26 protein-coding genes are annotated in these 22,617 nt (G+C 59.9%); 2 read left to right on the forward strand and 24 right to left on the reverse strand.

From position 1 onward, the window contains the following. Complete coding sequence (gene dapD, locus ED655_RS11210) at positions 1-831, reverse strand: 2,3,4,5-tetrahydropyridine-2,6-dicarboxylate N-succinyltransferase (protein WP_122050219.1); 831 nt, start codon at positions 829-831, stop codon at positions 1-3. A gap of 212 nt (positions 832-1,043) precedes the next feature. Between dapD and ED655_RS11215 the strand changes: the two genes are divergently transcribed. Further along, positions 1,044-2,069 carry a GGDEF domain-containing protein gene (locus ED655_RS11215; protein ID WP_122050220.1) on the forward strand — a complete coding sequence of 342 codons (1,026 nt, stop codon included), beginning with the start codon at positions 1,044-1,046 and terminating at the stop codon, positions 2,067-2,069. On the opposite strand, the gene argB is transcribed toward ED655_RS11215, so the two are convergent. The 6 genes from argB to rpmH all read right to left on the reverse strand — a co-directional run bounded on the left by argB (position 2,070) and on the right by rpmH (position 6,311). Continuing rightward, positions 2,070-2,993, reverse strand: a complete 924-nt coding sequence (argB, locus tag ED655_RS11220; protein ID WP_122050221.1) for an acetylglutamate kinase — start codon at positions 2,991-2,993, stop codon at positions 2,070-2,072. After that, positions 2,990-3,667: a ribosome biogenesis GTP-binding protein YihA/YsxC gene (gene yihA / locus ED655_RS11225; protein WP_031240647.1), complete on the reverse strand. Its 678-nt coding sequence runs from the start codon at positions 3,665-3,667 to the stop codon at positions 2,990-2,992. The genes argB and yihA overlap by 4 nt, the downstream gene beginning before the upstream one ends. Next, on the reverse strand, positions 3,664-5,433 hold the full coding sequence (gene yidC / locus ED655_RS11230; RefSeq protein ID WP_122050222.1) for a membrane protein insertase YidC: 1,770 nt from the start codon (positions 5,431-5,433) through the stop codon (positions 3,664-3,666). The genes yihA and yidC overlap by 4 nt, the downstream gene beginning before the upstream one ends. A 164-nt stretch (positions 5,434-5,597) precedes the next feature. Next, positions 5,598-5,831, reverse strand: a complete 234-nt coding sequence (gene yidD, locus ED655_RS11235; RefSeq protein ID WP_346773215.1) for a membrane protein insertion efficiency factor YidD — start codon at positions 5,829-5,831, stop codon at positions 5,598-5,600. Beyond that, complete coding sequence (rnpA, locus tag ED655_RS11240) at positions 5,828-6,169, reverse strand: ribonuclease P protein component (protein WP_122050223.1); 342 nt, start codon at positions 6,167-6,169, stop codon at positions 5,828-5,830. The genes yidD and rnpA overlap by 4 nt, the downstream gene beginning before the upstream one ends. Before the next feature lie 7 nt (positions 6,170-6,176). Continuing rightward, on the reverse strand, positions 6,177-6,311 hold the full coding sequence (rpmH, locus tag ED655_RS11245) for a 50S ribosomal protein L34 (protein WP_023978518.1): 135 nt from the start codon (positions 6,309-6,311) through the stop codon (positions 6,177-6,179). Between the two features lie 148 nt (positions 6,312-6,459). Here rpmH and ED655_RS11250 point away from each other — a divergent pair, with 148 nt between their 5' ends. Beyond that, a complete protein-coding gene (locus ED655_RS11250; RefSeq protein ID WP_122050224.1) occupies positions 6,460-6,672 on the forward strand; it encodes a hypothetical protein in 213 nt (70 codons plus the stop codon). Positions 6,673-6,746: 74 nt separating this feature from the next. Here the strand turns inward: ED655_RS11250 and gloA are convergent, their stop codons facing one another. From gloA to acpS, 17 genes are all read right to left on the reverse strand, one after another. Continuing rightward, positions 6,747-7,142 (reverse strand): lactoylglutathione lyase, encoded by a 396-nt coding sequence (gene gloA, locus ED655_RS11255; protein WP_023978520.1) that lies wholly within the window; start codon positions 7,140-7,142, stop codon positions 6,747-6,749. Positions 7,143-7,196: 54 nt separating this feature from the next. Further along, positions 7,197-8,039 (reverse strand): LpxI family protein, encoded by an 843-nt coding sequence (locus ED655_RS11260; protein WP_023978521.1) that lies wholly within the window; start codon positions 8,037-8,039, stop codon positions 7,197-7,199. After that, positions 8,036-8,887, reverse strand: a complete 852-nt coding sequence (gene lpxA / locus ED655_RS11265) for an acyl-ACP--UDP-N-acetylglucosamine O-acyltransferase (protein WP_031240653.1) — start codon at positions 8,885-8,887, stop codon at positions 8,036-8,038. The genes ED655_RS11260 and lpxA overlap by 4 nt, the downstream gene beginning before the upstream one ends. Positions 8,888-8,908: 21 nt before the next feature. After that, the gene (fabZ, locus tag ED655_RS11270) at positions 8,909-9,328 is read right to left on the reverse strand and encodes a 3-hydroxyacyl-ACP dehydratase FabZ (protein WP_031240655.1); all 420 of its coding nucleotides are present in this window, start codon (positions 9,326-9,328) and stop codon (positions 8,909-8,911) included. Positions 9,329-9,575: 247 nt separating this feature from the next. After that, complete coding sequence (lpxD, locus tag ED655_RS11275; RefSeq protein ID WP_122050225.1) at positions 9,576-10,637, reverse strand: UDP-3-O-(3-hydroxymyristoyl)glucosamine N-acyltransferase; 1,062 nt, start codon at positions 10,635-10,637, stop codon at positions 9,576-9,578. A gap of 6 nt (positions 10,638-10,643) precedes the next feature. Beyond that, positions 10,644-11,555 (reverse strand): OmpH/Skp family outer membrane protein, encoded by a 912-nt coding sequence (locus ED655_RS11280; RefSeq protein WP_122050226.1) that lies wholly within the window; start codon positions 11,553-11,555, stop codon positions 10,644-10,646. A 71-nt stretch (positions 11,556-11,626) separates the two neighbouring features. After that, a complete protein-coding gene (gene bamA / locus ED655_RS11285) occupies positions 11,627-14,059 on the reverse strand; it encodes an outer membrane protein assembly factor BamA (RefSeq protein ID WP_035443891.1) in 2,433 nt (810 codons plus the stop codon). Between the two features lie 194 nt (positions 14,060-14,253). Continuing rightward, the gene (rseP, locus tag ED655_RS11290) at positions 14,254-15,339 is read right to left on the reverse strand and encodes an RIP metalloprotease RseP (RefSeq protein WP_122050227.1); all 1,086 of its coding nucleotides are present in this window, start codon (positions 15,337-15,339) and stop codon (positions 14,254-14,256) included. Continuing rightward, positions 15,332-16,534 (reverse strand): 1-deoxy-D-xylulose-5-phosphate reductoisomerase, encoded by a 1,203-nt coding sequence (gene dxr / locus ED655_RS11295; protein ID WP_122050228.1) that lies wholly within the window; start codon positions 16,532-16,534, stop codon positions 15,332-15,334. The genes rseP and dxr overlap by 8 nt, the downstream gene beginning before the upstream one ends. A gap of 19 nt (positions 16,535-16,553) precedes the next feature. After that, complete coding sequence (locus ED655_RS11300) at positions 16,554-17,420, reverse strand: phosphatidate cytidylyltransferase (RefSeq protein ID WP_122050229.1); 867 nt, start codon at positions 17,418-17,420, stop codon at positions 16,554-16,556. Beyond that, the gene (uppS, locus tag ED655_RS11305; RefSeq protein ID WP_122050332.1) at positions 17,417-18,130 is read right to left on the reverse strand and encodes a polyprenyl diphosphate synthase; all 714 of its coding nucleotides are present in this window, start codon (positions 18,128-18,130) and stop codon (positions 17,417-17,419) included. The genes ED655_RS11300 and uppS overlap by 4 nt, the downstream gene beginning before the upstream one ends. 63 nt (positions 18,131-18,193) lie before the next feature. After that, complete coding sequence (frr, locus tag ED655_RS11310) at positions 18,194-18,760, reverse strand: ribosome recycling factor (protein ID WP_062164947.1); 567 nt, start codon at positions 18,758-18,760, stop codon at positions 18,194-18,196. A gap of 135 nt (positions 18,761-18,895) precedes the next feature. Beyond that, complete coding sequence (pyrH, locus tag ED655_RS11315) at positions 18,896-19,624, reverse strand: UMP kinase (protein WP_122050230.1); 729 nt, start codon at positions 19,622-19,624, stop codon at positions 18,896-18,898. Between the two features lie 86 nt (positions 19,625-19,710). Further along, positions 19,711-20,601 carry a GTPase Era gene (era, locus tag ED655_RS11320; protein WP_035443892.1) on the reverse strand — a complete coding sequence of 297 codons (891 nt, stop codon included), beginning with the start codon at positions 20,599-20,601 and terminating at the stop codon, positions 19,711-19,713. Beyond that, positions 20,598-21,341: a ribonuclease III gene (gene rnc / locus ED655_RS11325; RefSeq protein ID WP_122050231.1), complete on the reverse strand. Its 744-nt coding sequence runs from the start codon at positions 21,339-21,341 to the stop codon at positions 20,598-20,600. Before rnc ends, era begins: the two co-directional genes overlap by 4 nt. Positions 21,342-21,356: 15 nt before the next feature. Continuing rightward, a complete protein-coding gene (gene lepB, locus ED655_RS11330; protein WP_122050232.1) occupies positions 21,357-22,151 on the reverse strand; it encodes a signal peptidase I in 795 nt (264 codons plus the stop codon). A 43-nt stretch (positions 22,152-22,194) separates the two neighbouring features. Further along, positions 22,195-22,605, reverse strand: coding sequence for a holo-ACP synthase (acpS, locus tag ED655_RS11335; protein WP_122050233.1), 411 nt, complete (start codon positions 22,603-22,605; stop codon positions 22,195-22,197). Between the last annotated feature and the right edge of the window lie 12 nt (positions 22,606-22,617).

Consider the following 22,617-nt stretch of genomic DNA (forward strand, 5'->3'; position numbering starts at 1 on the left):
TCAGTCGCGCAGCAATTCGTTGATCGAGGTCTTGGAGCGCGTGCGCTCATCCACCCGCTTGACGATGACGGCGCAGGCCAGATGCGGCGCATCGGGGGTACGACCTGGCAGCGTGCCCGGCACGACTACGGAATAGGCGGGCACACGACCCATAAAGATCTCGCCGGTGGCACGATCGACAATCTTGGTGGAAGCGCCAATGAACACGCCCATGGAGAGCACGGAGCCGCGCTCGACAACCACCCCTTCGGCCACTTCGGAACGCGCGCCGATGAAACAATCATCCTCGATGATCACAGGTGCCGCCTGGAGCGGCTCAAGCACACCGCCAATACCGGCACCGCCGCTGATATGCACATTCTTGCCGATCTGGGCGCAGGAGCCCACCGTCGCCCATGTGTCGACCATCGTGCCGCTATCCACACGCGCGCCAACATTGACGAAGCTTGGCATCAGCACCACGCCGGGAGCGATATAGGCAGAGCGACGCACGATGGCGCCCGGCACAGCGCGGAACCCTGCCTCGGCGAAGCGGAACTGATCCCAGCCGTCGAACTTCAGGGGGACCTTGTCAAAACCGGGAACGCCCCCGCAGGCGCGTTCGGCCACGCGGCTATCCGTGATGCGGAAGGAGAGCAGTACCGCTTTCTTGAGCCACTCATGGACAACCCAGCCGCCGTCCCTGGGTTCCGCCACGCGCAGCTTGCCCTCATCGAGGGATGTCAGGGCCAGTTCAATCGCCTCACGCGCCTCGCCTTCCGTATGGGCGTTGAGCGTCTCACGACGCTCCCACAAGGAGTCGATCACGGTGCGCAGATCTGAAACAGGCATTATCAGCCATCCTTTAGCAGGGTTACCTAATTGAGCGGACCATGCTCAGGACGCTTCCGGAAGTCAACGAATCTTCCATGAGGGACGCATTAAGGGGTAATTAAACACCCATGCCTATAGTAAAAACATGGCGTCACCGGTGAGGCCACGCTGTATAGATCGGCTGCTGGCCGCTGGCCTGACAGGCCACCTCCCGAGCTCCAGGAACAAACATGATGGACGCCATTTTTTCCGACATCATGCGCTCGGCTCGTATTCGCTTGTCACAAGCTCTCGACAGCGCTCCGCCGAGAGGGCGCGTCCCTGCAAAGGAGGCCGCTCTCGAAGCCACGCTCCTTGAAATCCTTCGGTCCACCATATCAGTACCTGAAGGGCTCAAGCAGGCTTTCGATCACTTCTGCCTTGTCACACGCCCCGAGCGCGGCCTGATCATGAGTTCCGGCCCTCTCGTCATCCCTGCGCCCACCGAGCAGCAGATCCATATCCTCCACTCCTGGCCAGTGCGTGACGGGGATTATCGCAGTCGTGTGGGTGGCATCAGGACCACCACCAATCTATGTATCCGCGCGATCGCCGAGATACGGCACCAGGGAGAAATCGGCCTTGTTGTCTATTACAGCTGCCGCATGCCGCGGCGGGCAACGGAGTCCTGCCGTCGCATCCTGAACGCACTGGCGCAAACAGCGGCTGCCATGATCGAAGTCGATCACCGTTATCGCCTCCTGCTCCGAGCGTTACCCTTTGATCCCCTCACACACCTGCCGGTCTGGGCATTGTTCCGGGAAAAAGTCGAACTACGTTTTGCGAGGCTCGATCGTGAACAGATCCCGGCCACACTCATGCTCGTCAGTTTCCATGGGTTGCTTCATACACCCAGCGAAACAGTAGAGGCCGAGGAGGCGGTCGCGCAGATCGCTCATGTGCGCGATGCGATCAAGTTCCTGCAACGCGCCATACGCCCAACCGATCTGATCGGGCAGATAGATCGCGAAAGCTTCGTTCTATGGCTTGATGGTGGAGACCGTTTTGTCTCGGTCGAGCGAGCCGAGCAGATCTGTCGCCGAAAATACATGTGCTCAGCCGGCGCCAATCCGCTCGTGTCGGTCAAGATCGGGCTCGTAACGCGTGAGCCCGGATCACATGACACGCTCGACATGTTTTTCGAGAAAGCCCGCATGGCTCTCTCGATCGCCCAGGAAGAAGACCTGGACTGGTATTTCGCGCATGAAAGCGCGTGATCAGGCCGCGCGGATGAGTGTGCCTGATCCCTTATGCGTGAAAAGCTCGAGCAGGCAGGCATGAGGCACACGACCATCAAGGATCACAGCTGCACTGGCCCCTGCCTTGACCGCCGCAAGACAGGTCTCGACCTTGGGAATCATGCCACCCGATATTGACCCGTCGGCGATGCGGCGACGCGCCTCATCAGCCGTGAGTTCAGGAATGAGCTTGCCATTTTCGTCAAGCACACCTGCCACATCGGTCAACATCAGCAGGCGCGACGCATTGACGCTGCCAGCAATGGCACCAGCCGCCGTGTCGGCATTGATATTATAGGTCTCGCCCTTCTCGCCTACGCCCACCGGGGCGATGACGGGAATAAGCCCCGAACCCAGCAGGGAGAAAAGAACGCGGGGGTCGATCTTGACGGGCTCACCGACAAAACCGAGATCCTGCGCCTCATCATTGCCCGAGCGGGCGTCGCGGCTGTAATGCAGGAGCTTTCGCGCCTGCAACAGGCCACCATCCTTGCCCGAAATGCCAACAGCCAAAGCCCCGGCGCGATTGATGAGATCGGCCACCTGCTTGTTGACGCTGCCCGAAAGCACCATTTCGATCACGTCGATCGCCGCCTGATCGGTCACGCGCAGGCCATCGACAAAACGGGACTCAATGTTCAGGCGCTTGAGCATGGCGCTGATCTGCGGGCCGCCGCCATGCACAACGATGGGGTTGATGCCCACGAGCTTCAGCAGGGCAATATCGCGCCCGAAAGCGCTGGACAGATGATCCTTGCCCATGGCGTTTCCGCCATATTTCACGACAATGGTATCGCCCGCATAGCGCCGCAGAAACGGCAATGCGCTGGCCAAAAGAGCCGCCTGCTGCTGCCCCTCATCACTCATGTCCGGAAGCGTCAGCTCCGGGATATCCTTACTCATCCCTGCATCCCCTCAGGTGACGCACCAGCGATAAGCCGGGCGATCTCGGCACGCAATGTCTCGATGCCCAGTCCGGTCTCGCTGCTTGTGGTCGCGATATGTGGATAGGCCGCGGCATGTCTGGCCAGCACGGCCTGCACCTCGGCCATCTTGGCCTTGAGCTTGTTCGACCCCATCGAGTCTGCCTTGGTCAGTACGACCTGAAACAGCACTGCGGCGCGGTCGAGCATTTCCATCACGTCGCGATCTGCCTGCTTCAGCTCGATACGGGAGTCGAGCAGCAGAAAGACGCGCGTGAGCGTCGGGCGTCCGCGCAGATAGGCAAACATCATGGTCTGCCATTCTTCCTTGACCGATTTGGCCGCCTTGGCAAAGCCATAGCCCGGCATGTCCACCAGAGCGAGACGATCGCCAAGATTGAAGAAGTTGAGTTGCTTGGTGCGCCCCGGCTCGGAAGAGGCGCGGGCCAGCCTGTTACGTCCGGTCAGGGCGTTGATGAGGCTTGACTTGCCTACATTGGAGCGACCGGCAAAGGCCACTTCCGGACCGGCAAGCGGGGGAAGCTGGTCGAGCTTTTGCGCACCGAAAAAGAATTCGCATTCCGATGCGAAAAGCAGACGACCTTCCTCGATCTGCTCGTCACTGAAGACTGTCGGATCTTCTTTCTGGCTCACGACTTGCTGACGGCCTTTCCGCCTTTCTTCTGGGCACGATCGATCTGGCTCTGGATCAGCTTCTGCTGACCATAGCTGAGGACGTTGTTCCATGTGTAGTAAATGATGATGCCTGCCGAGATACGACCAAGGAAGATCGTATAGATGACCGGCATGAACTGCATGATCTTCTGCTGAGCCGGGTCCATGCTCACCATGCTCTGACGCTGCATCAGCCAGATGGTGAAGCCGAACAGGATGGGCCAGATGCCGATATGGAGCATCTCGGGCATAAAGCTCGGATTGAACGGCAGAAGGCCAAACAGATTGAAAATGGTGGTCGGGTCGGGCGCTGACAGATCGCGGATCCAGCCATAGAAGGGCGCGTGGCGCATCTCGATGGTGATGTTCAGCACCTTGTAAAGGCAGAACGCGACCGGGGCCTGAACGAGCAGCGGCAGACAGCCACCCGCCGGATTGACACCCTCTTCCTTGTAGAGCGCCATGATCTGCTGGTTCTGCGCCAGCTGATCGCCCTTGTTGTGCTCACGAATGGCCTGGATACGGGGGGCCAGCGTGCGCATACGCGCCATTGAGGCAAAGGATTTCGTCGCCAGGGGATAGAGGATCAGCTTGATGATCAGGGTCAGGATCAGCAGGGCGATGCCGAAATTACCGACATGACTGTAGAGCCAGTGCAGCACATGGAACATCGGGCGCGTCAGGAACGCAAACCAGCCGAAATCCACGGCCTTGTAGAAATAAGGAATATGCAGATCGTCGGTGTACTGATCGAGAAGATTGACTTCTTTCGCACCGGCAAAAATCATGCTTGTCGTCGCAACATTCGAACCCGGCGCGATCTGGATCGGCTGGCTCGAGAGCGTATCGACAATATATGAGCCTTCCTTGGCGTTGGGCACGTAGCGATACCGTACGGTCACCGCAGCTTTCTGGTCGGGGATAATGGCCGTCAGCCAGTACTTGTCGGTGATACCGGCCCAGCCACCCACGCCATCAGCCGACCAGGCGGTGTTGTCGGGCTTGCCAGCGCCCTTGCGCATGGTCTTGTAGGATTCCTCGTCCAGACGGTCATTCATGACCGAAAGCGGGCCTTCCTGCACGATCATACCGCCAGTCTCGAGCGGCTTGTAATCACGCTCGACGCGCTGATAGGGCGTGAGAGAAACCGGCCCACCTGCCTTGTTCTCGACACTCTGGGTGATCGCGAAAAGATAGCGACGATCAAGCTTGATCTGAATTCGGAAAATCAGACCCTGACCGTTATCCCACTGCACGGAAACCGGGTGGTCGGGCGAGAGCGTCTTGTCATCGCTCGACCAGTCGGTATTGGCATCCGGTAGGCGTATCGTGGAGCCTGATGGCGCCTGCCAGCCCAGTTCGACAAAGCTCGGCTGCGGCCCTTCATCCGTTTCCAGGAGGCGAACGAGCGGCGAGTTCTTGTCCAGCGTCTCAAAATAATGCGTGAGCACCAGATTGTCGAAACGGGCCCCGCGCAGGCTGAAGGATCCGGTTGCATCCGGCCCCTCAATGGCAATGCGTCCAGCCGGTCCGTTGGGAACAGCAGGCCCATTGGCAGGTGCGCCGCCCGGCGCGGCGACAGGCAGGGCCGAAACCTTGCCATCAGCTTGGGGCTGTTTGCCCTGAACCTGCCCGGCCGTCTGGGTTTCAGCATCTTTCTTTGCGTGCTGAGGCACGAAATAATCGAAGCCGACCACGATCGCGAGCGAGAGACTGGTTGCCACCAGGATGCGCTTGATATCCATCAGCCGAGTGCCGGTCTTTCCATGAAAGTAAACAATTCTGAGCGCCCGGCGGCAGGATGCCACGGTCGCTGCCGTTGAAGTGACCGAAATCGGGTCACAAAACAATAGGGCGAAGGCGAATTAGGCGTTTTACAGCCCCTTGCAACCATCCAAAGCCGCCCCGTTCAGGGCACTGGGTCATACCCGCCGCGACAATAGGGATGACAGCGCAGCAGCCGCTTCACGGTCAACCATATCCCGCGCACCAGACCGTGTCGGCGCAACGCCTCCTGGGCATAGGCACTGCAGGAGGGGTGAAACCGACAATTCGTACCGAGTTGGGGACTGATATAGCGGCGATAGACATGCAGAACGCCGAGCAGGCACGAAAGCAGAAGCTTTCTGCCCAGGCCGATCACAGGGCCTGCCCCTTTTTCAGGGCATATTCGAGATCGGCAATCAGCTTGTCGAAGGGCCGGCCACGTGTCGAATCGCGACCGATGAGCACCAGATCCACAGCGCTCAACGCATGGCCCTGCGCTACATGCGCCAACGCCGCCCGAAGGCGGCGGCGGGTGCGGTTACGCACAACGGCGTTCCCGACTTTTTTGGTAACCGTGTAGCCGACGCGGGCCGGCGCCTCGTCTTCAGTCTTCAGAACCTGAAGCACGAGCCCCGATGTAGCGACCTTGCGCCCGCGGCTCGCAACCCGAAGAAATTCGGGTCTTTTCCGAAGTTTTTGAGGCAGACCCGCCAAGTCGGAATCAGGCCGAGAGCTTCTTGCGGCCCTTGGCGCGACGGTTGTTGATGACGCGACGGCCACCGACGGTTTCCATACGTGCACGGAAGCCGTGGCGACGCTTGCGAACGAGCTTGGACGGTTGATATGTACGCTTCATGGCGTCATTCCTCAAGGCAATGAATGATGGTGAGGCCCCTGGCTTCACCCCCGACAAGAAGACGACACAAGGCTGACGCCATCTTCCTCTGTGCGCGGGCTTTTACGGGCCTGAAACTGCGCTGTCAATCAAATCAAGGAGTCTGACCATGACACTGCGCGATGAAACGCCACCAACCGATGCCGAAGCGAGACTGAAAAGGCTTCGTCATGATCTGCGCAACGATCTGGCGACTGCCCTTCTCGCTGCCGACCTGCTGACGTCGCATGGTGACGAGACGGTCAAACGGCACGCCGCCAGCATCGTCAAAGCGCTGGAAAAGGCGACCGAACGCCTCAAGCGCTCGCGCGTGGCGAACTAGGGTCACCAGACGCCCCGCCCCATGTCCGAGCGAGGCGCAAGGTGGGTAAGTCATGCACCCGCCCGATCTTTCCCTCAGAACGTGTCCTTCTGGATGATCTCGATCTTGTAGCCATCGGGATCTTCAACGAAGGCGATGATTGTTGTGCCGAACTTGACTGGCCCAGCTTCGCGCGTGACCTTGCCGCCATTGCTTCGGACCGTCTCGACTGTACGGGCCGCATCAGGCACGCCGATCGCAAAATGCCCGAAGCCCGTCCCGAGCTCGTAAGGACCTTCCTGATCCCAGTTATAGGTAAGCTCGACTTCCGCCTCACCATGGGCGTTGTCGTTGAACCCCATATAAACCAGCGTGTAGCGACCATCGGGCACTTCGCGACGACGGATCTCACGCATCCCCAGAATTTTGTAGAAAGCAACGCTCTTATCGAGATCCTGAACGCGTATCATCGTGTGCAGATAGCTTGCCATTGTGGCTCTCCCGGGCAGTTGGGTCCGGAATGCGCTGCACACCGGACAGGATGATCAGTCAGCGCCCAGCAGTTCGGCCGGGCTCAGACCATAGAGAAACAGACCTGAGCGGTCGGCGGTTGCCTCACAAGCGACCGGATCTGTCAGAAGGGTGCCTCCCGTCTCGAACGCGATGCCACGCAACCCGGCAGAGGCGGCGTTCTGGATGGTTCGAGGGCCGATCGTTGGCATGTCGGCCCGTTTTTCCTGGCCGGGTTTCAGCATCTTCACCAGCACGCCACCGGGGCCAGGCTGGCGCAGCCCCCCTGCCCGCGCAATCATGGCATCCGTCCCTTCGATAGCTTCAACAGCCAGAACGAGGCTATCCTGCACGATGCACCCCTGCCCGATATCCAGCGCACCCAGCCCACGCACGACAGCAACACCGCGTCTGATATCGCTCAGTGCAAGATCATCCGGTGCGTATTGCCCCATGGCGCCGGGGCGACCCAGCGAGCGGGTCAGGAATTCATGGGCGCCTCGGACGCGAAAGCCCTCTTCACCGAAAATCCGCACGAGCGCGCCGAGCAATCCGTCATCACCGGAGAAGAGCGCGCGCCCGACCCGGGCGAGCAGACGCGCGCCTTCGGCGTCGGGACGCAGATCACGCAGGGCCGGTCGCTTTACCGGGCCGATAAGCACGATATCGCGGCAACCGGCAGCACGAAGTGTGGAGAGAATTTCGCCCGCCGCAGCGAGACGGATGATACGATGTGGCCAGGCACGGATCAGGTCGGGATCAACGAAATCCTGAAACCCGATGATAAAAACCTCGCCCCCTTGGGCGCGCACTGAATCGGCCACCTGGAAAGGGAGCGGACCGCCCCCTGCCAGAATACCGACCGATGTGGTAGTCACACGCCCTCCGTCTCGGCGGAGATCTGCGCAGGGCTGGCTGCGCGGACAAGACCACGCCGGCTCTGGACTTCCATGAAAGCGATGATCTCCTGCACGCGAGGGCTGTCAGGAAAGTCACGCTTTACAGCCGCAAGGCGGGCTTCGAGCACCTGCTCATTGCGGCCAGTGCGCGGATAAAGAATGCGGAAAGCGCGACGCATCTGCTGGATTTCTTCGGCGCTGACGCCCTGGCGGCGCAGCCAGATCCAGTGCAATCCTACGAGACGCGCCCGGTTACCGAGCACACTGCCATAGGGAATGACGTCAGCTTCGACACCGCACACGCCACCAACCAGCGCACCGCGACCGATACGCACGAACTGGTGCAGCGCAGCAGCCCCCATGACACGGGCACCATCACCGATCTCGACATGACCGCCCATGACCACATTGTTCACGATAATCACGCCATCACCGATCATGCAGTCATGCGCGACATGGGCATTCGCCATGATCAGGCAGCGCGAGCCGACCTGGGTAAGCGCTGTGCCTTGTGCGGTCCCGCGATGGATCGTCACGTTTTCACGAATGACGGTATGGGCACCAATCACGCAGCGTGTCGGCTCGCCCTTGTATTTGAGGTCCTGCGGCGCGAGACCGATCGTGGCGAATGGGAAGACTTCGACCTGCGCACCGATCTCGGTCAACCCGTCGATGATGACATTGGCATGGAGGCGGGCCCCCTCGCCGATCGAGACATCGGGGCCAACGGAACACCAGGGCCCGATGGTGACATTCTCACCCAGTATCGCCTCGGGTGCGACCAGGGCGCTGGGATGAATGCTGACAGTGCTGGGCCAATTTGACACGGAACGATCCACGAAGCTGTTTTAACCCATGATCATGGCGCTGAAGGTCGCCTCGGCAACCGATACACCATCGACGCGTGCAACGCCCTTGAAGCGCCAGACATTGGCGCGGGCGCGCTCTTTCACGACAGTGATGTGCAGCTGGTCACCGGGGCCGACCGGCCGGCGGAACTTGGCACCCTCGATTGTCATAAAATAGACGAGCTTGCCTTCGAAAGCCTCACCCAGTGTGAGCACGACCAGCGTTGCCGCTGTCTGGGCCATGGCCTCGACAATGAGCACGCCCGGCATGACGGGCTGCGCCGGGAAATGCCCAGTGAAGAAAGGCTCGTTGATCGTAACGTTCTTGATGCCGGTCGCCGACTCACCAAGCTTGATATCGACCATCTTGTCGATCATCAGGAAGGGATAGCGATGCGGGATAGCGGCCATGATACGCATGATATCGATAGCCTCGATATCCACCGTTGCGACCTCGGCTGCGCCGTTGTCAGCCGTGCCGGCCTGCGCCGTTACTTCCTTGTTTTTCTCTTCCGCAGAGGCGTCCAATGTTCTGCTCACTTCTCGTTCCTGAGCGGGTCGGCCCTGCCAACCACGCCCAATTGTCAGTTACATGACAACAGGTTTAACGTGTCCGCCTGCTTCTAGCAAAACTCTGTAGTCATGACCACTGCCCGACCGGTCGTGCTCAGGCGTCGGGCTTGCCGTCCTTCTTGGCCAGTCTGCGCAGAAAAGCGACATTGCGGAAGAACTCGCGAAAAGGCATGGCGGGACTGCCAATGACATCCGCACCTGCCTCAACATCCGACATCACACCACATTGTGCGCCGATACGGGCCTTTTCACCAATCTTGATATGCCCGATCAGACCAGCCTGAGCGGCAATCGTGACGAAATCACCCAGTTCTGTCGAACCGGAAATGCCAGCTTGAGACACTACAATACAGCAGCGGCCAAGCTGCGCATTGTGGCCGATCTGGACAAGATTATCGATACGCGTTCCTGCCCCGATTACCGTGTCGCGCATAGAACCACGGTCAATGGTCGAATTTGCGCCAATCTCGACATCATGACCCAGAATGACGCGCCCGAGCTGTGGGACGGTCTCGAACCCTGCCGGTCCGACAGCAAAGCCGAAGCCATCCTGTCCAATACGCGCACCCGGATAGAGGGTGACACGATCATCGAGAATAGCATGAGACAGCGAGACATGCGCGCCGATGCGGCAGGATGCGCCAATCACGACACCCTGCGCCACATCGGCGTGAGGACCGATGACGCTCCCTGCCCCGATCTGCACATTGGCGCCAATCGTCACGAACGGGCCAATCTCGACACCCTCGCCCAGGACAGCGCTTTCATCGACAAACGCCGTCGCATGTACGCCGGGACGCGACGGGGGCACCGGGTGGAAACGGGCGGCGATACGAGCCCAGGCAAGATAAGGTGACTTGCTGACCAGCCCGACAACGCCCTCTGGAAGCTTGTCCTTGAAGGCCGGTGCAAGAATGACGGCACCAGCCTTGGTTTCCGCCAGGAGCGGAAGATAACGCCTGTTATCCAGAAAGCTCACTTCCTGCGCAGTGGCCGCCTGAAGAGGCGCCACACCACGCAACATGCGCTGACCTGACTCACCCTGCCCCACGATCTCGGCATCGGCCCACTCGGCAAGCGACTGGACCGAAAACGGTCCCTCACGCCCGAAGAAGCGGGGATCGCCGGGGAGAGCGTCTGGCAGGGAAAGCGTCATGACAGATCAGTGCTTTCTGAGGATGGAGGCAGGAGCGGCTTGCGGCGCAGGAGCCGCCGGTGCTGCGGCGGGACCGGGGCCAACTTGCGAGTTCGTATCTTCATCCGCAGTGGTTGGCATCTTGCCCGACTTTGCCAGCACTTCAGGATCGACGTCCTCAGCAGGAATGAAGACATGCGGCAGAACCTTGTTCAGGACCTTGGCTGTCTCTTCCGTGATGTCCTGACCATCGACATGCAGGGCGACCTGTTCGCTATGCAGAACGAGGTTCATGCTGTGGGATGCAGCAACCTGACGCACGATACGAACCAGCTCACGCTCGATCTGGTTCAGGGAAACATTGGCTGCTTCCTGAATGATCCGGGCGCGATTGGCAAAATCACGCTGCGCCTTGGCGCGACGCTCCTGCAAATGACGCTCACGCAGCTGGATCTGCTCTGAAGTCAGCGTACGGGCGCTTTCCTGCAGCTTCTGCTGCTCGGCACGCCAGCCAGCCTGCTCCTTCTGGGCCGCAGCGGCGAGCTTGTCGCGGCGCTCGCCCAGAACACGCTGCGCCTCGGCAGCCGCGCTGGAGAGACGCATGACGGTCGGAATGCTGATCACACCGAGCAGGGCGGCCGGCGGCGGTGCCGCCTTGGGCAGATCGGGTGAGTCAGGAATAGGAGGCTGCGGCAGAACGGGCGGCGTTTCAGGCTGCTGCATCGGTTCATCAGCATCCTGCGCCATAGGCTGCGCGACAGGAACGCGACGAACCGGATGCGGCGCGGCAGGAGCCGGCTGCTGGGCTGTCTTGGGAACAAACCAGCCACCATTGCCGGAGGCGTTCTGGGCAGATTGTGCCTGGGCCAGGCTCGGCAGGCTGACGGAAGCGAGCAGTGCCGAAGCAGCCACGAAACGGGCTGCCGAGAAAATGGACATGGAAACCTCTGTTCAAGACCGGGTGGCTATCGCCTTCTTGGCGGGCGATAGCACAGAGCGGTAAGCGGAGATCAGAATTGCTGCCCGAAGCCGAAACGGATCGGGTAGAGACGGTCGTTGCGCGACTTGCGGATCGGCACGGCGGCGTCGATATTTACGAGGCCAAACGGGCTTTTCCAGGAAATACCAAGACCCGTGGTAACACGCGGTGTGAGCGTGTTACCCGTGACAGGCGTGTATTTGGCCTGCGTCGGGTTGGTGTAGAGATTCTTTACGCGCAGCCCTGCAAGGCTACCGGCATCGACGAAGTAACGTCCGGAAATCCCGACATCCTCACCCATGGGCAGCGGGAAGTTAAGCTGGGCAGACGCCGTGTAGATGAAGCGACCACCGATCAGATCTTCCTGACCCGGTAGCGGGTTATCGATACTTGTATGACCCGTACGCGGACCGGCACCACCCTGCAGGAAGCCGCGCAGGTTTTCACCACCAAGATAGAAGTTGTCGATGATGCTGACATTGCTGCTCTTGGACCAGTCGCCCATATAGCCGACGCCGCCCTTGAACTGCAGGCCCCAGTCATGGTTACCGGTCACGGAATCGAGCGGCACATAATACTGGCCATCGAACTTGGCGCGCAGATACTTCACGTCGCCGCCCACGCCGGCGAAATCTCCGCTCAGGTTCAGCACATAGCCTTTGCGCGGACGCATGCGGTTATCGCGACGGTCATAGGTGAGCGTGGTGCTCAGCTGCGAGAGCAGCGACCAGCCTGCCGAATCCTGCACATAATAGGACGGCACATACTGATAGCCGTAGGTCGCAATATCGCTCTGGCTGAAGATGTTGCCGACGCGACGATCGATCAGCGAGTAGCTCCAGGATTGCGAGAGGTAGTTGTTATACGAATACCCCATGCGCAGCGTCATACCGTAACGGCCCTCTTTATAGGACTGATAGGTCTGATAGTTGTTCTCGATACCGAAGATATCGATACCAGCAACGATATTGCGGTTCAGGAAGTAGGGATCGGTCAGCGAGAGATCGACCTGTTTCTGATAATACGCAACCGTTCCGGAGATGCCGGCATCCATGCCCGTGCCAAGCAGGTTATGCTGCTTGACCGAGCCGTTACCGAGAATACCAACGTCGGTCGAGTAACCACCACCAAGCGAAAATTCGCCGGTCGGCTTCTCAACCACGTTCGCCGCAACGTTCACCTTGTCCGGTGCCGAACCCTGGGTCTGATCGACGGAAACCGTGCTGAAATAGCCGAGATCCTGAAGCGCAGCCTTTGAGTACTTGCGATCGAACGGGGTGTACGGGTCGCCCTCTGCCATAGGCAGCGCACGACGGATGACCTTGTCCTTGGTCACCGTGTTGCCGTTGATGTCGATGCGCTCGACATAGACATGCGGTCCTTCGTTCACATCGAACAGCAGATCGACAATGCGCTTTTCAGGATTGCGGGCAATTTCGGAACGAACCATCGCAAACGGATGGCCTGTCGCCTGCAGACGCTCCTGCATACCCGTCACGTTGTTCTGGATGGCAGTGCCATCGTACCACTGATGCGGGAACAGATCGATGTACTGCTTGAGATCCTTTCCTTCGACGTGACGAAGGCTGGAACGCACATCCATCTTGCCAATGCGGTAACGCGGCCCCTCATCCACCGTGAAGGTGATGATGAAGTTCTTGCGGTCAGGTGAGAGTTCACCCGTCGCATTGATCATGTGGAAATCCACATAACCATTATGCAGATAGAAGCGACGCAGCAATTCGGCATCGTACTTCACACGCTCAGGGTTATACTCGTCCGATGAGGAGAAGAAGCGATACCACTCTGTCTCCTTGGACGAGATCACAGAGGCCAGACGGGCTTCACTGAACGCCTTGTTGCCGACGAACACGACCTTGTTGATCAGGGTCTGGCGCGCTTCGTTGATCTTGAAGATCACATCGACACGGTTATGCGACAGCTTGATGATCTGCGGCGTAACGGTCGCGCCGAAACGGGCCTTCGAGGCATAGAGATCGAGCAGCTTCTGACGATCAGCCGCAGCCGCCTGCGAGGAGAACACGGCGCGCGGTCGCATGGCGATTTCCTTGCGCAGATCCTCGTCCTTAACCGCATGATTGCCCTCGAAGGCGATGCGATTGACAATAGGGTTCTCAATCAGGTCCACGGTCAGCGTGCCGCCCGTGCGACGCAGCGTCACGTCCTTGAACAGGCCGGTCGCATACAGCGTCTTGAGCGAACGATCGAGATCGTCCTGGTTGAAACGGTCACCGGGCTGCACCACCATATAGGACAGCACGGTGCTGGTTTCGATGCGGGTGTTACCCTTCACGTCGATCGCCTCGATCATCTGCCCATTGGCCTGCCGCGATGCGGCTGCCTGGTGATGCGAAGGACGGCGGGTTTTCTGAGCCTCGGCCTTCCCTGCCCAAACAGGGAGTATGCAGACCGAAGCAAGGAGAACGAGGCGTTTACCTGACAAGACGGACGTTCCTTAACTTCATCAACCCGACGTGAAGGTTTATTTCAGACAATTTAAATTTCCGCAACGAAGCGACTACTCCGCAGCTGGCCCACTTCATCCGGACGTATCCGGTTTAGCCCCCCTGAGCAAGCGTCCTGCCACATGAAGTGTCGTAACACTCTGTGTCAGTGACAGGCACTTCCAGCGTTTTCCTAGCGAAACAGACCAAGATTCGATAGGTCGTTGAAGGTAGAAAACAGGAACAGCGCAGCAATGATGGCGAACCCGGCCTGATAGCTGATTTCCTGTACCTTGCGTGAGACAGGTTTCCCCCGCACAGCCTCAGCCGCGTAAAAGACGAGCCGCCCACCGTCGAGCAGTGGGATGGGAAAGAGATTGATCAGGCCCAGATTGATGGACAAAAGCGCCATGAAAGACAGGATGCTGGCAAAGCCGTAATGGGCCACCTGCCCTGAGAGCTGGGCAATCCGGATCGTCCCACCAAGCTCTCGCGCACTGCGATGACCCGTAATGATCTGCCAGACGCCCTGTAATGTCTGCACCGAGACCAGCCAGGTTTCATGCAGCCCTGCCGTAACAGCGCTTGCAAAACCCATCGGCTTGCCAGGCACCAACTGTGCCATGATGCCGATGCTGCCCGTGTCCGGGGCACCCAGCTTGCCCGGAACGCGGTCCAGGGTGATGGGGAGGCTGAGGTCCTGGTCACCGCGATGAATCCCGAGCGTCGTGCTCTCGCCCGGCATCTTCACGGCATGCGCCTGGATGTCGGCAAAATTGAACACATCCAGCGATCCCAGCCGGGTAATCACGTCACCCTTCTGCAATCCGGCCTTTTCCGCGGCGCTATGCGGCACAACCTGCGAGACTTCGTTCTTCAACTCGGGTTTGCCGACCGAGATATACAGCACCGTAAAAAGCAGGATCGCGAAAACAAAGTTGAATACCGGGCCCATGACGATCACCAACATGCGCGAGCCGACTGGTTTGTCGTGGAACGTCTGACCTGGGACCCACGCCGCCTTTTGCTCAGGCGTTGCATCCTCGGGGTCTTCAAACCCATGTGGCTTGACGAAACCACCAAGTGGAACGGCCGAGATACGCCATTCCGTGCCCGTGCGGTCATGCCAGCGATAAAGCGCAGGCCCGAAGCCGATCGAGAACGTATCGACCTTCACACCGCGCCAGCGCGCGGCAAGGTAATGCCCCATCTCGTGAACGAAAACGAGCACCCCCAGGATGAGGGCGAAAGCAAGAATCGTCACCGCGAATTCATGCATGGAGCGTCTCCGCACCGTTCAGGGAATTGCTGCGCTCGCGCGATACGAAGGCCTCGGCTACGCGACGGGCTTCTGCATCCCAGTGCAGCACCTCATCAAGGGTATCGAGCTTGGGAGCCCCAAGCTTTTCCATGGCATAGGCTATCGTGTCCCCGATCCCGAGGAACCCGATACGACGGCCGAGGAAGGCCTCGACGGCGATTTCGTTGGCCGCAGAGAAAATGGTGGGGGAGGCCGCCCCGGCACAAAGGGCCTCACGGGCCAGACGCAGTGCGGGGAAACGCACCTCGTCTGGCGCTTCGAAATCCAGACGGGCAAGCGCCGCCAGATCGAGACGCGGCGCGTTGGTCTGCATACGTTCGGGCCAGGCTAGGGTGTTGGCGATGGGCACGCGCATATCGGGCGCACCGAGCTGCGCAATAAGGCTGCCGTCGCGGAACTGCACCATGCCATGAACAGCTGATTGGGGATGAACCAGCACGTCGATCTGTTCGTTGCTCAGGCCGAAGATGCGGGCGGCCTCGATCACTTCGAGTCCCTTATTGGCCATCGAGGCAGAGTCGATCGTGATCTTGGCCCCCATGCTCCACGTCGGATGCTTGAGCGCATGTTCCGGTGTGGCGGCACGCATGGTTTCAATCGAGGCACAACGGAACGGCCCGCCGGACGCGGTCAGCACGATCTTCTCGACGCTCTCGATCGGGCTGCCTGTCAGGCTCTGGAAGATGGCGTTATGTTCGGAATCAACAGGAAGAAGGGTCGCCCCTGCTGCCGCAACCTCACGCAGCATGACGTCACCGGCGCTGACGAGCGCCTCCTTGTTGGCGAGCGCGATAGCGCGGCCATTCCGTGTCGCTGCGAGGGTTGGCTCAAGCCCTGCGGCCCCGGTAATGGCGGCCATCGTCCAGTCGGCCTCCATGGCAGCGGCTTCGATGACCGCCTTGCGTCCACCCGCCGCTTGGACGCCGCTCCCTTTCAACCGGTCGCGCAGTTCCTCCAGCAGGGATTCGTCGTTGATGACGGCAATTTCCGCATGCAGGGCGATTGCCTGCTCTGCCAGCAAGGCAACATTGCGCCCACCAACAAGGGCCCGGATCTGGAAACGTGCCGGTTCTGCCAGCAGGAGATCGATCGTCGAGCAGCCGATACTGCCGGTGCTGCCAAGAACGGTGATGCTGCGTGGTGAAGCGGTCATGATCCCAGGATACTCCAGATCAATGCGATGAAGCAGAAGATGAAACGAAAAAATGCGTCAGGGCCACGATCACATCATGGGGCGTGGCGTCCCAGAAAATATGTGTGGGCACGCACAGGGAGAGCAGCGCTGCAAGAGGCGCGGCAGCAAGAAGTCCGTCAAACCGGTCAAGCAGCCCGCCATGACCGGGTATAAGCTTACCCGAGTCCTTGATCCCGACCCGACGTTTGGCAGCGCTCTCGGCAAGGTCGCCGGACTGCGAGGCACAGCCGAGCACCATGGCCCACAGGAGCCCACCCAGGGGCGAGCCAAGACCTGAGAGAAACGCCGTTGCCGCACCGGCCATACCGGCCGCCACCAGGCCACCAACCGCGCCAGAGCGGGTCTTGCCGGGAGAAATGCGCGGCGCAAGCTTCGGCCCGCCGAAAATACGTCCTGCAAGATAGGCGCCGCTATCACTGGCAATCACGACCACCACAACAAAAAGGACGAGTACAGCGCCTTGCGAAGGCTCTCTCAGCCAGAAGAGGGAGAGCCCCCCCAATGCTGCCACGGCTACGCAGGCCCATTGGGCAGCGCCGAAAACACCTGCCGCGAACACCAGGGCAAAGGCGACACGCCACTCGCCCCTCATCGCCGCAAGCAGCGCTACCAACGGCCAGGCGAGAAGCAGCCAGCCACGCCAGTGCAAGGCGCCACGTCCCCATCGCAGCCCTGCCATTGCCATGGCCTCATAGACAAGCCCGAGACTGACAAGCAGAATCATGGCCCGATAAGCCAGTCCGCCCATCAGGATACAGAACACCGCCACGGGAACGATAATAGCTGCTGAGATGAGGCGCAGGCGCAGATCAGACCAGCGCTGGGCGGCACTTTGCTGACTCACAGAGCGCCATCCGGTGCGAGGCGTTTGCCGAAGCGGCGCTCGCGTCGAGAAAAATCACTCATGAGATCTGCAAAATGATCCTCGTTGAAATCCGGCCACATCACATCCAGAAAAGCCAGTTCAGCATAAGCCGACTCCCAGAGCAGAAAATTGGACAGCCGCCTCTCGCCACTGGTTCGCACAATCAGGTCTGGATCGGGAAAAGGAGAAGTCTGAAGAAAATCGCCGAAAGCTGCCTCGCCCAGACCATCCAGGTCAATTTCGCCACGCGAGGCGGCAAGGGCCATTTTCTTCGCCGCGCTCAGCATATCGTGACGTGCGCCATACGACAGGGCGAGGATCATGGTCAGACGGGTGTTTCTCGCCGTGAGCGTACGTGCACGATCAATTTCGGCCCGCAACCCGGCGTCGAAACGGGTCAGATCACCGATGAAATCGAGCCTGACATTCTGCTCGTGCAGTTCGGCAACCTTGTGCCGAAGATAAAAACGCAGAAGCGATGTCAGGTCCGAAACCTCCTCGCTGGTGCGGTTCCAGTTTTCCGACGAAAAGGCATAGAGCGTCAGATAACGCACGCCCGCAGTGATGGCCGCCCTGACACAGCGCCTGACGGCCTCGGCACCTGCGCGATGCCCGGCCATGACCGGCTTGCCCCGCGCACGCGCCCAGCGCCCGTTGCCGTCCATGATGACGGCCACATGGCGAGGCATTGTCGCAAGGTCCAGCCCGGTGGCCGGAGCAGTATGAGCGCGTGAGGAGGACACTGCCTTCAATCAGACCTGCTTGATCTCGCGCTCCTTGTCCGCCAGCATGTCATCAACCTTCTTGATGTACTGGTCAGTGAGTTTCTGAACACCGTCAGACCAGACCTTCATGTCATCCTGGCTGATCTCGCTCTTCTTCTCGTGGGTCTTGATCTGATCCATCCCGTCACGACGCACATTACGCACGGCAATCTTGCCATTTTCAGCATAGCGCCCTGCGGCGCGGGCCAGTTCGGTACGGCGTTCTTCCGTAAGCTGGGGAATTGGCACGCGCACTGTCTGGCCGTCTGCTGCCGGGTTGAGCCCCAGACCAGCATCGCGGATAGCACGCTCGACGGCACCAACCAGGCCACGATCCCAGACCGAAACCGTCAACATGCGCGCTTCGGGAACGGCAATCGAGCCCACCTGCGAAAGGGGCACTTCGCTGCCATAAGCTTCCACACGGACCGGTTCGAGCAGGTTCGGGCTGGCACGACCCGAGCGCAGGCCCGAAAGATCACGGCGCAGGCTTTCCAGGGCGCCATCCATGCGGCGCGTCAGATCGTCAAGCAGATCGTTCAGTTCGGCAGGCATTGGTCTCTCCTTCAATACGGTTCAGGCACCCGGACGGGGCAAGCGCCCTGGCGTGGTGACGGGGCATTGGCGTGTCATCTCAGGGGCGCTGTGTTCCACGGGCGTCGATACAGCCCGCCCGGTGAATGGCCTGGATCAGGCCGTTTCGATAATACGGGTAAAGCGTCCCTCACCGCGCATGACACTCGCAAACGCGCCAGGGGCATGGATATTGAATACGATGATCGGGAGCCGGTTTTCACGGGCCAGCGAGATGGCGGTTGCGTCCATGACATTCAGGTCACGCGACAGCACATCCATATAGGACAATTCGTCGTAACGCTCCGCATCCGGCTCGCGACGCGGATCGGCCGAATAAACACCGTCGACCTGCGTTCCCTTGAGCAGAACGTCACATTCCATCTCATTGGCACGCAGCGCGGCGGCCGTATCCGTGGTGAAGAACGGATTGCCCGTCCCGGCGGCGAAAATCACCACCCGTCCCTTCTCCATGTGGCGAACAGCACGACGACGGATATAGGGTTCGGCGATGGATGACATCTGAATGGCGGACATGACGCGGGTGGCAACACCGGCGCGCTCCAGGGCGTTCTGCATCATCAACGCATTGATGACGGTTGCCAGCATGCCGGCATAATCGCCCTGTGCGCGATCCATGCCTTTGGCTGCTGCGGCAACACCACGGAAGATATTTCCGCCGCCAATCACCAGACAGACCTGAATGCCGCTGCGCGAGACAGAGGCCACATCATTGGCAATCGCCTCGACCATCTGCGGCTCGATACCGAAAGAGCCCTTTCCCATCAGGGCCTCGCCCGAAACCTTGAGAAGAACGCGCTTGTAGCCTGCAGAAGTTTCGGTCATCGCATCCTCTTTCACAGCAGCCTTAACAGGGCCGAATACAGCCCGCGCCTCTCTTATAGGGCGCGGCCTGTCCTCACAAGAACTTCTCAGGCGTCATCAAGCCCGATGGCACGCAGTCTGGCCTTTTCCTCGTCCCAACCCGCGCGCTCACGCACGTTCAGGAAAAGATGGCAGGGCCGTTCGAGCAACCGCCCCAGATCCAAACGCGCCCGCTCGCCGATACTGCGAATCTTGCGTCCCCCCTCACCAATCAGAATGGCCTTGTGCCCGGGACGGGAGACATAAATCGTGGCATCGATGCGCACCGACCCATCAGGGCGCTCCTTGAAGCTCTCCGTCTCGACGGTGGCCTGGTAGGGGATTTCCTCATGGGTCTGCATGAAAATCTGCTCGCGTACCAGTTCGGCGGCCAGCAGACGATCAGGCAGATCGGTCAGATCGTCCTCCGGATAGAGGTAAGGCCCTTCCGGCAGTTCGGCTGCGAGATAATCCAGCAGATCGTCCACCCCATCACCCGAACGGGCGCTGAGCATGAATACATGCTCGACCGACAATTGATCGGTGATGGCTTTGGTCAGGGGCAGAAGCTGCTGCGTGGTCACGAGGTCGGTCTTGTTGAGCACAAGCCATACACGGCGCTTCTGCTTCGCCAGGGTATCGATGACCGCCTGGGCCTCTTCGCGTATGCCAGCCTTGGCATCGATCAACAGAAGCGAGATATCGGCGTCCTGTGACCCGGTCCACGCTGCTGCCACCATAGCCCGGTCGAGCTTGCGCTTAGGCTTGAAGATGCCCGGCGTATCAACCAGCAGAATCTGCGAAGTCTGACGCATCAGGATCCCGAGCACGCGAAAGCGCGTCGTCTGGGCCTTGGGGCTGACGATCGAGAGCTTGGTCCCGGTCATACGGTTGATCAGGGTGGATTTACCGGCATTCGGCGCCCCGACCAGGGCGACGAAACCACAACGTGTTGTCATTTTCTATCCTTCGTGCCTTTACGGCCACGGTTCAATCGCCGAAGCAAGGCAGTGGCTGCCTCACTCTCGGCCTGGCGTTTGCTACCCGCAACGCCCTCTCCTTTCTCCCCCATAGCAGAAACCGCGATGGTAAAGCGCGGCGCATGTGAGGGACCTTCCATGGAAAGCGTTTCGTAATCCGGCAGGGGGTATCCCCGGGCGAGAACGAATTCCTGCAGGGTCGTCTTGGGGTCCTTGGGCGGCGTGATCTGCGAGGTCAACAGATCCTTCCACTTCTCCCGCACGAAACGTCGCGCTGGCTCCAATCCACCATCAAGATAGAGCGCACCCAACAGGGCCTCCATCGCATCGGCCTGAACATTGGCGAGGCTGCGTATACCGGCCTGCTCCTCATGCTCGGCGATATGCAGCGCCTCCGCCACACCAATGCTTTCCGCAATCGGGGCCAGAGCGTTGCGCGAGACCAGTGAGGCGTGGCGCGGCCCCAGCGCCCCTTCGGGCTCGTCGGGGAACTGCTCAAGCAACCATTCAGCCATCAGCAGGCCGAGCACGCGATCACCAATGAATTCCAGCCGCTCGTTCGAAGCTGCGCTGGCAACCCTTGCAGCCTGACGTGGCGCGCGCCTTCCCTGACGGGCAGAGACGGCGGAACGGTGAGTGAGCGCCTGTCGCAGCAACCCCTGATCGGCAAACTGATGGCCAAGGGCCGCCTGCAGGGTCTCCGCTATGGCGTCATGCATCGTCATGAGCCTGCCTCAGTGCATGGTCGCAAAAAGATGGCTCCAGCGGATCTCGAAAGGCCATTGCCAGAACTGCCAGAGAGGATGAACGGCCTCGTAGGAGAAGAACACGAAGCGTGCCTTGCCCACCAGATTGACCATCGGCACATAGCCAAGATCCACACCATTATCGCGCTGAAAACGGCTATCTCCGCTATTGTCACGGTTATCGCCCATCGCGAAGAAGTACCCCTCGGGCACGACATATTCGCGCGTGTCGTTCTGCTCGCCCTCATCCGTCTGCTTCAGGATCTGATGCGTGACGGGTGCGGCGCCCGCACTTCCCGGCAGGGTTTCGAGATAGCGTATGCCCGTCTGCGGATAACGGTTCTCATCCATCACGGAATAAGCACCCAGCGACTGACGTGGCACCAGCGTGCCGTTCAGATAAAGCTCGCCTGCACGCATCTGGATGTGATCACCCGGCAGACCGATGATGCGCTTGATATAATCGACCGACGTGTTTTGCGTATAGCGGAATACCGCGACATCGCCACGATGCGGCGACGCGCCCCAGATGCGCCCGTCAAAAAGATGCGGCGAAAACGGCATGGAGAAACGCGACCAGCCATAATCGAATTTTGTGACGATGATGTAGTCGCCCACCTGCAAGGTCGGAATCATGGAGGCGCTAGGGATATTGAACGGTTCGAGAACCACCGTCCGTATCGCCAGCAATATGACAATCCAGATCGCGACGAAGCGCACGATCTCAAGGGGGGTATCTTCTTTTTTCCTGGAGGCACGCGCCTCCTGATTCTGGTCGGTCATATCCGGGTCTTAGCGCAGGTGGTGGGGCATTGGCGACAGGCTATCACGAAGTACAGGAAACTGACTGCACGATCACATAGGCCATTGCATAAGGAGCCTCATCGGTCAGGCTGAGCAGGATTTCCGCCCGCTCCCCCGGCAAGGCCATTGCAGCAAGGCAGGAAGCAGCCTCTCCCTTGAGGGTAAGAAAGGGTTTGCCGAGTCCGTCATTGCCAACCTCGATATCGGTCAGGGCGATACCGTCACGAAAACCCGTACCCAGCGCCTTGACGCACGCCTCCTTGGCCGCCCATCGCTTGGCAAGGATACCGATACGGCTATCGCCCTTGCGTGTATCGGCATAAGCGCGTTCCGCCGGGGTGAAGCTACGTTCGAGAAATCTTTCCCCTGAGCGCTCGAGAACCCGCGCAATGCGGCGCATGTCGCACAGATCCGTACCGATACCCCTGATCATCTCGTCACTCAG

It is taken from the genome of Asaia bogorensis (assembly GCF_900465345.1).
GTDB lineage: Bacteria > Pseudomonadota > Alphaproteobacteria > Acetobacterales > Acetobacteraceae > Asaia > Asaia bogorensis_A.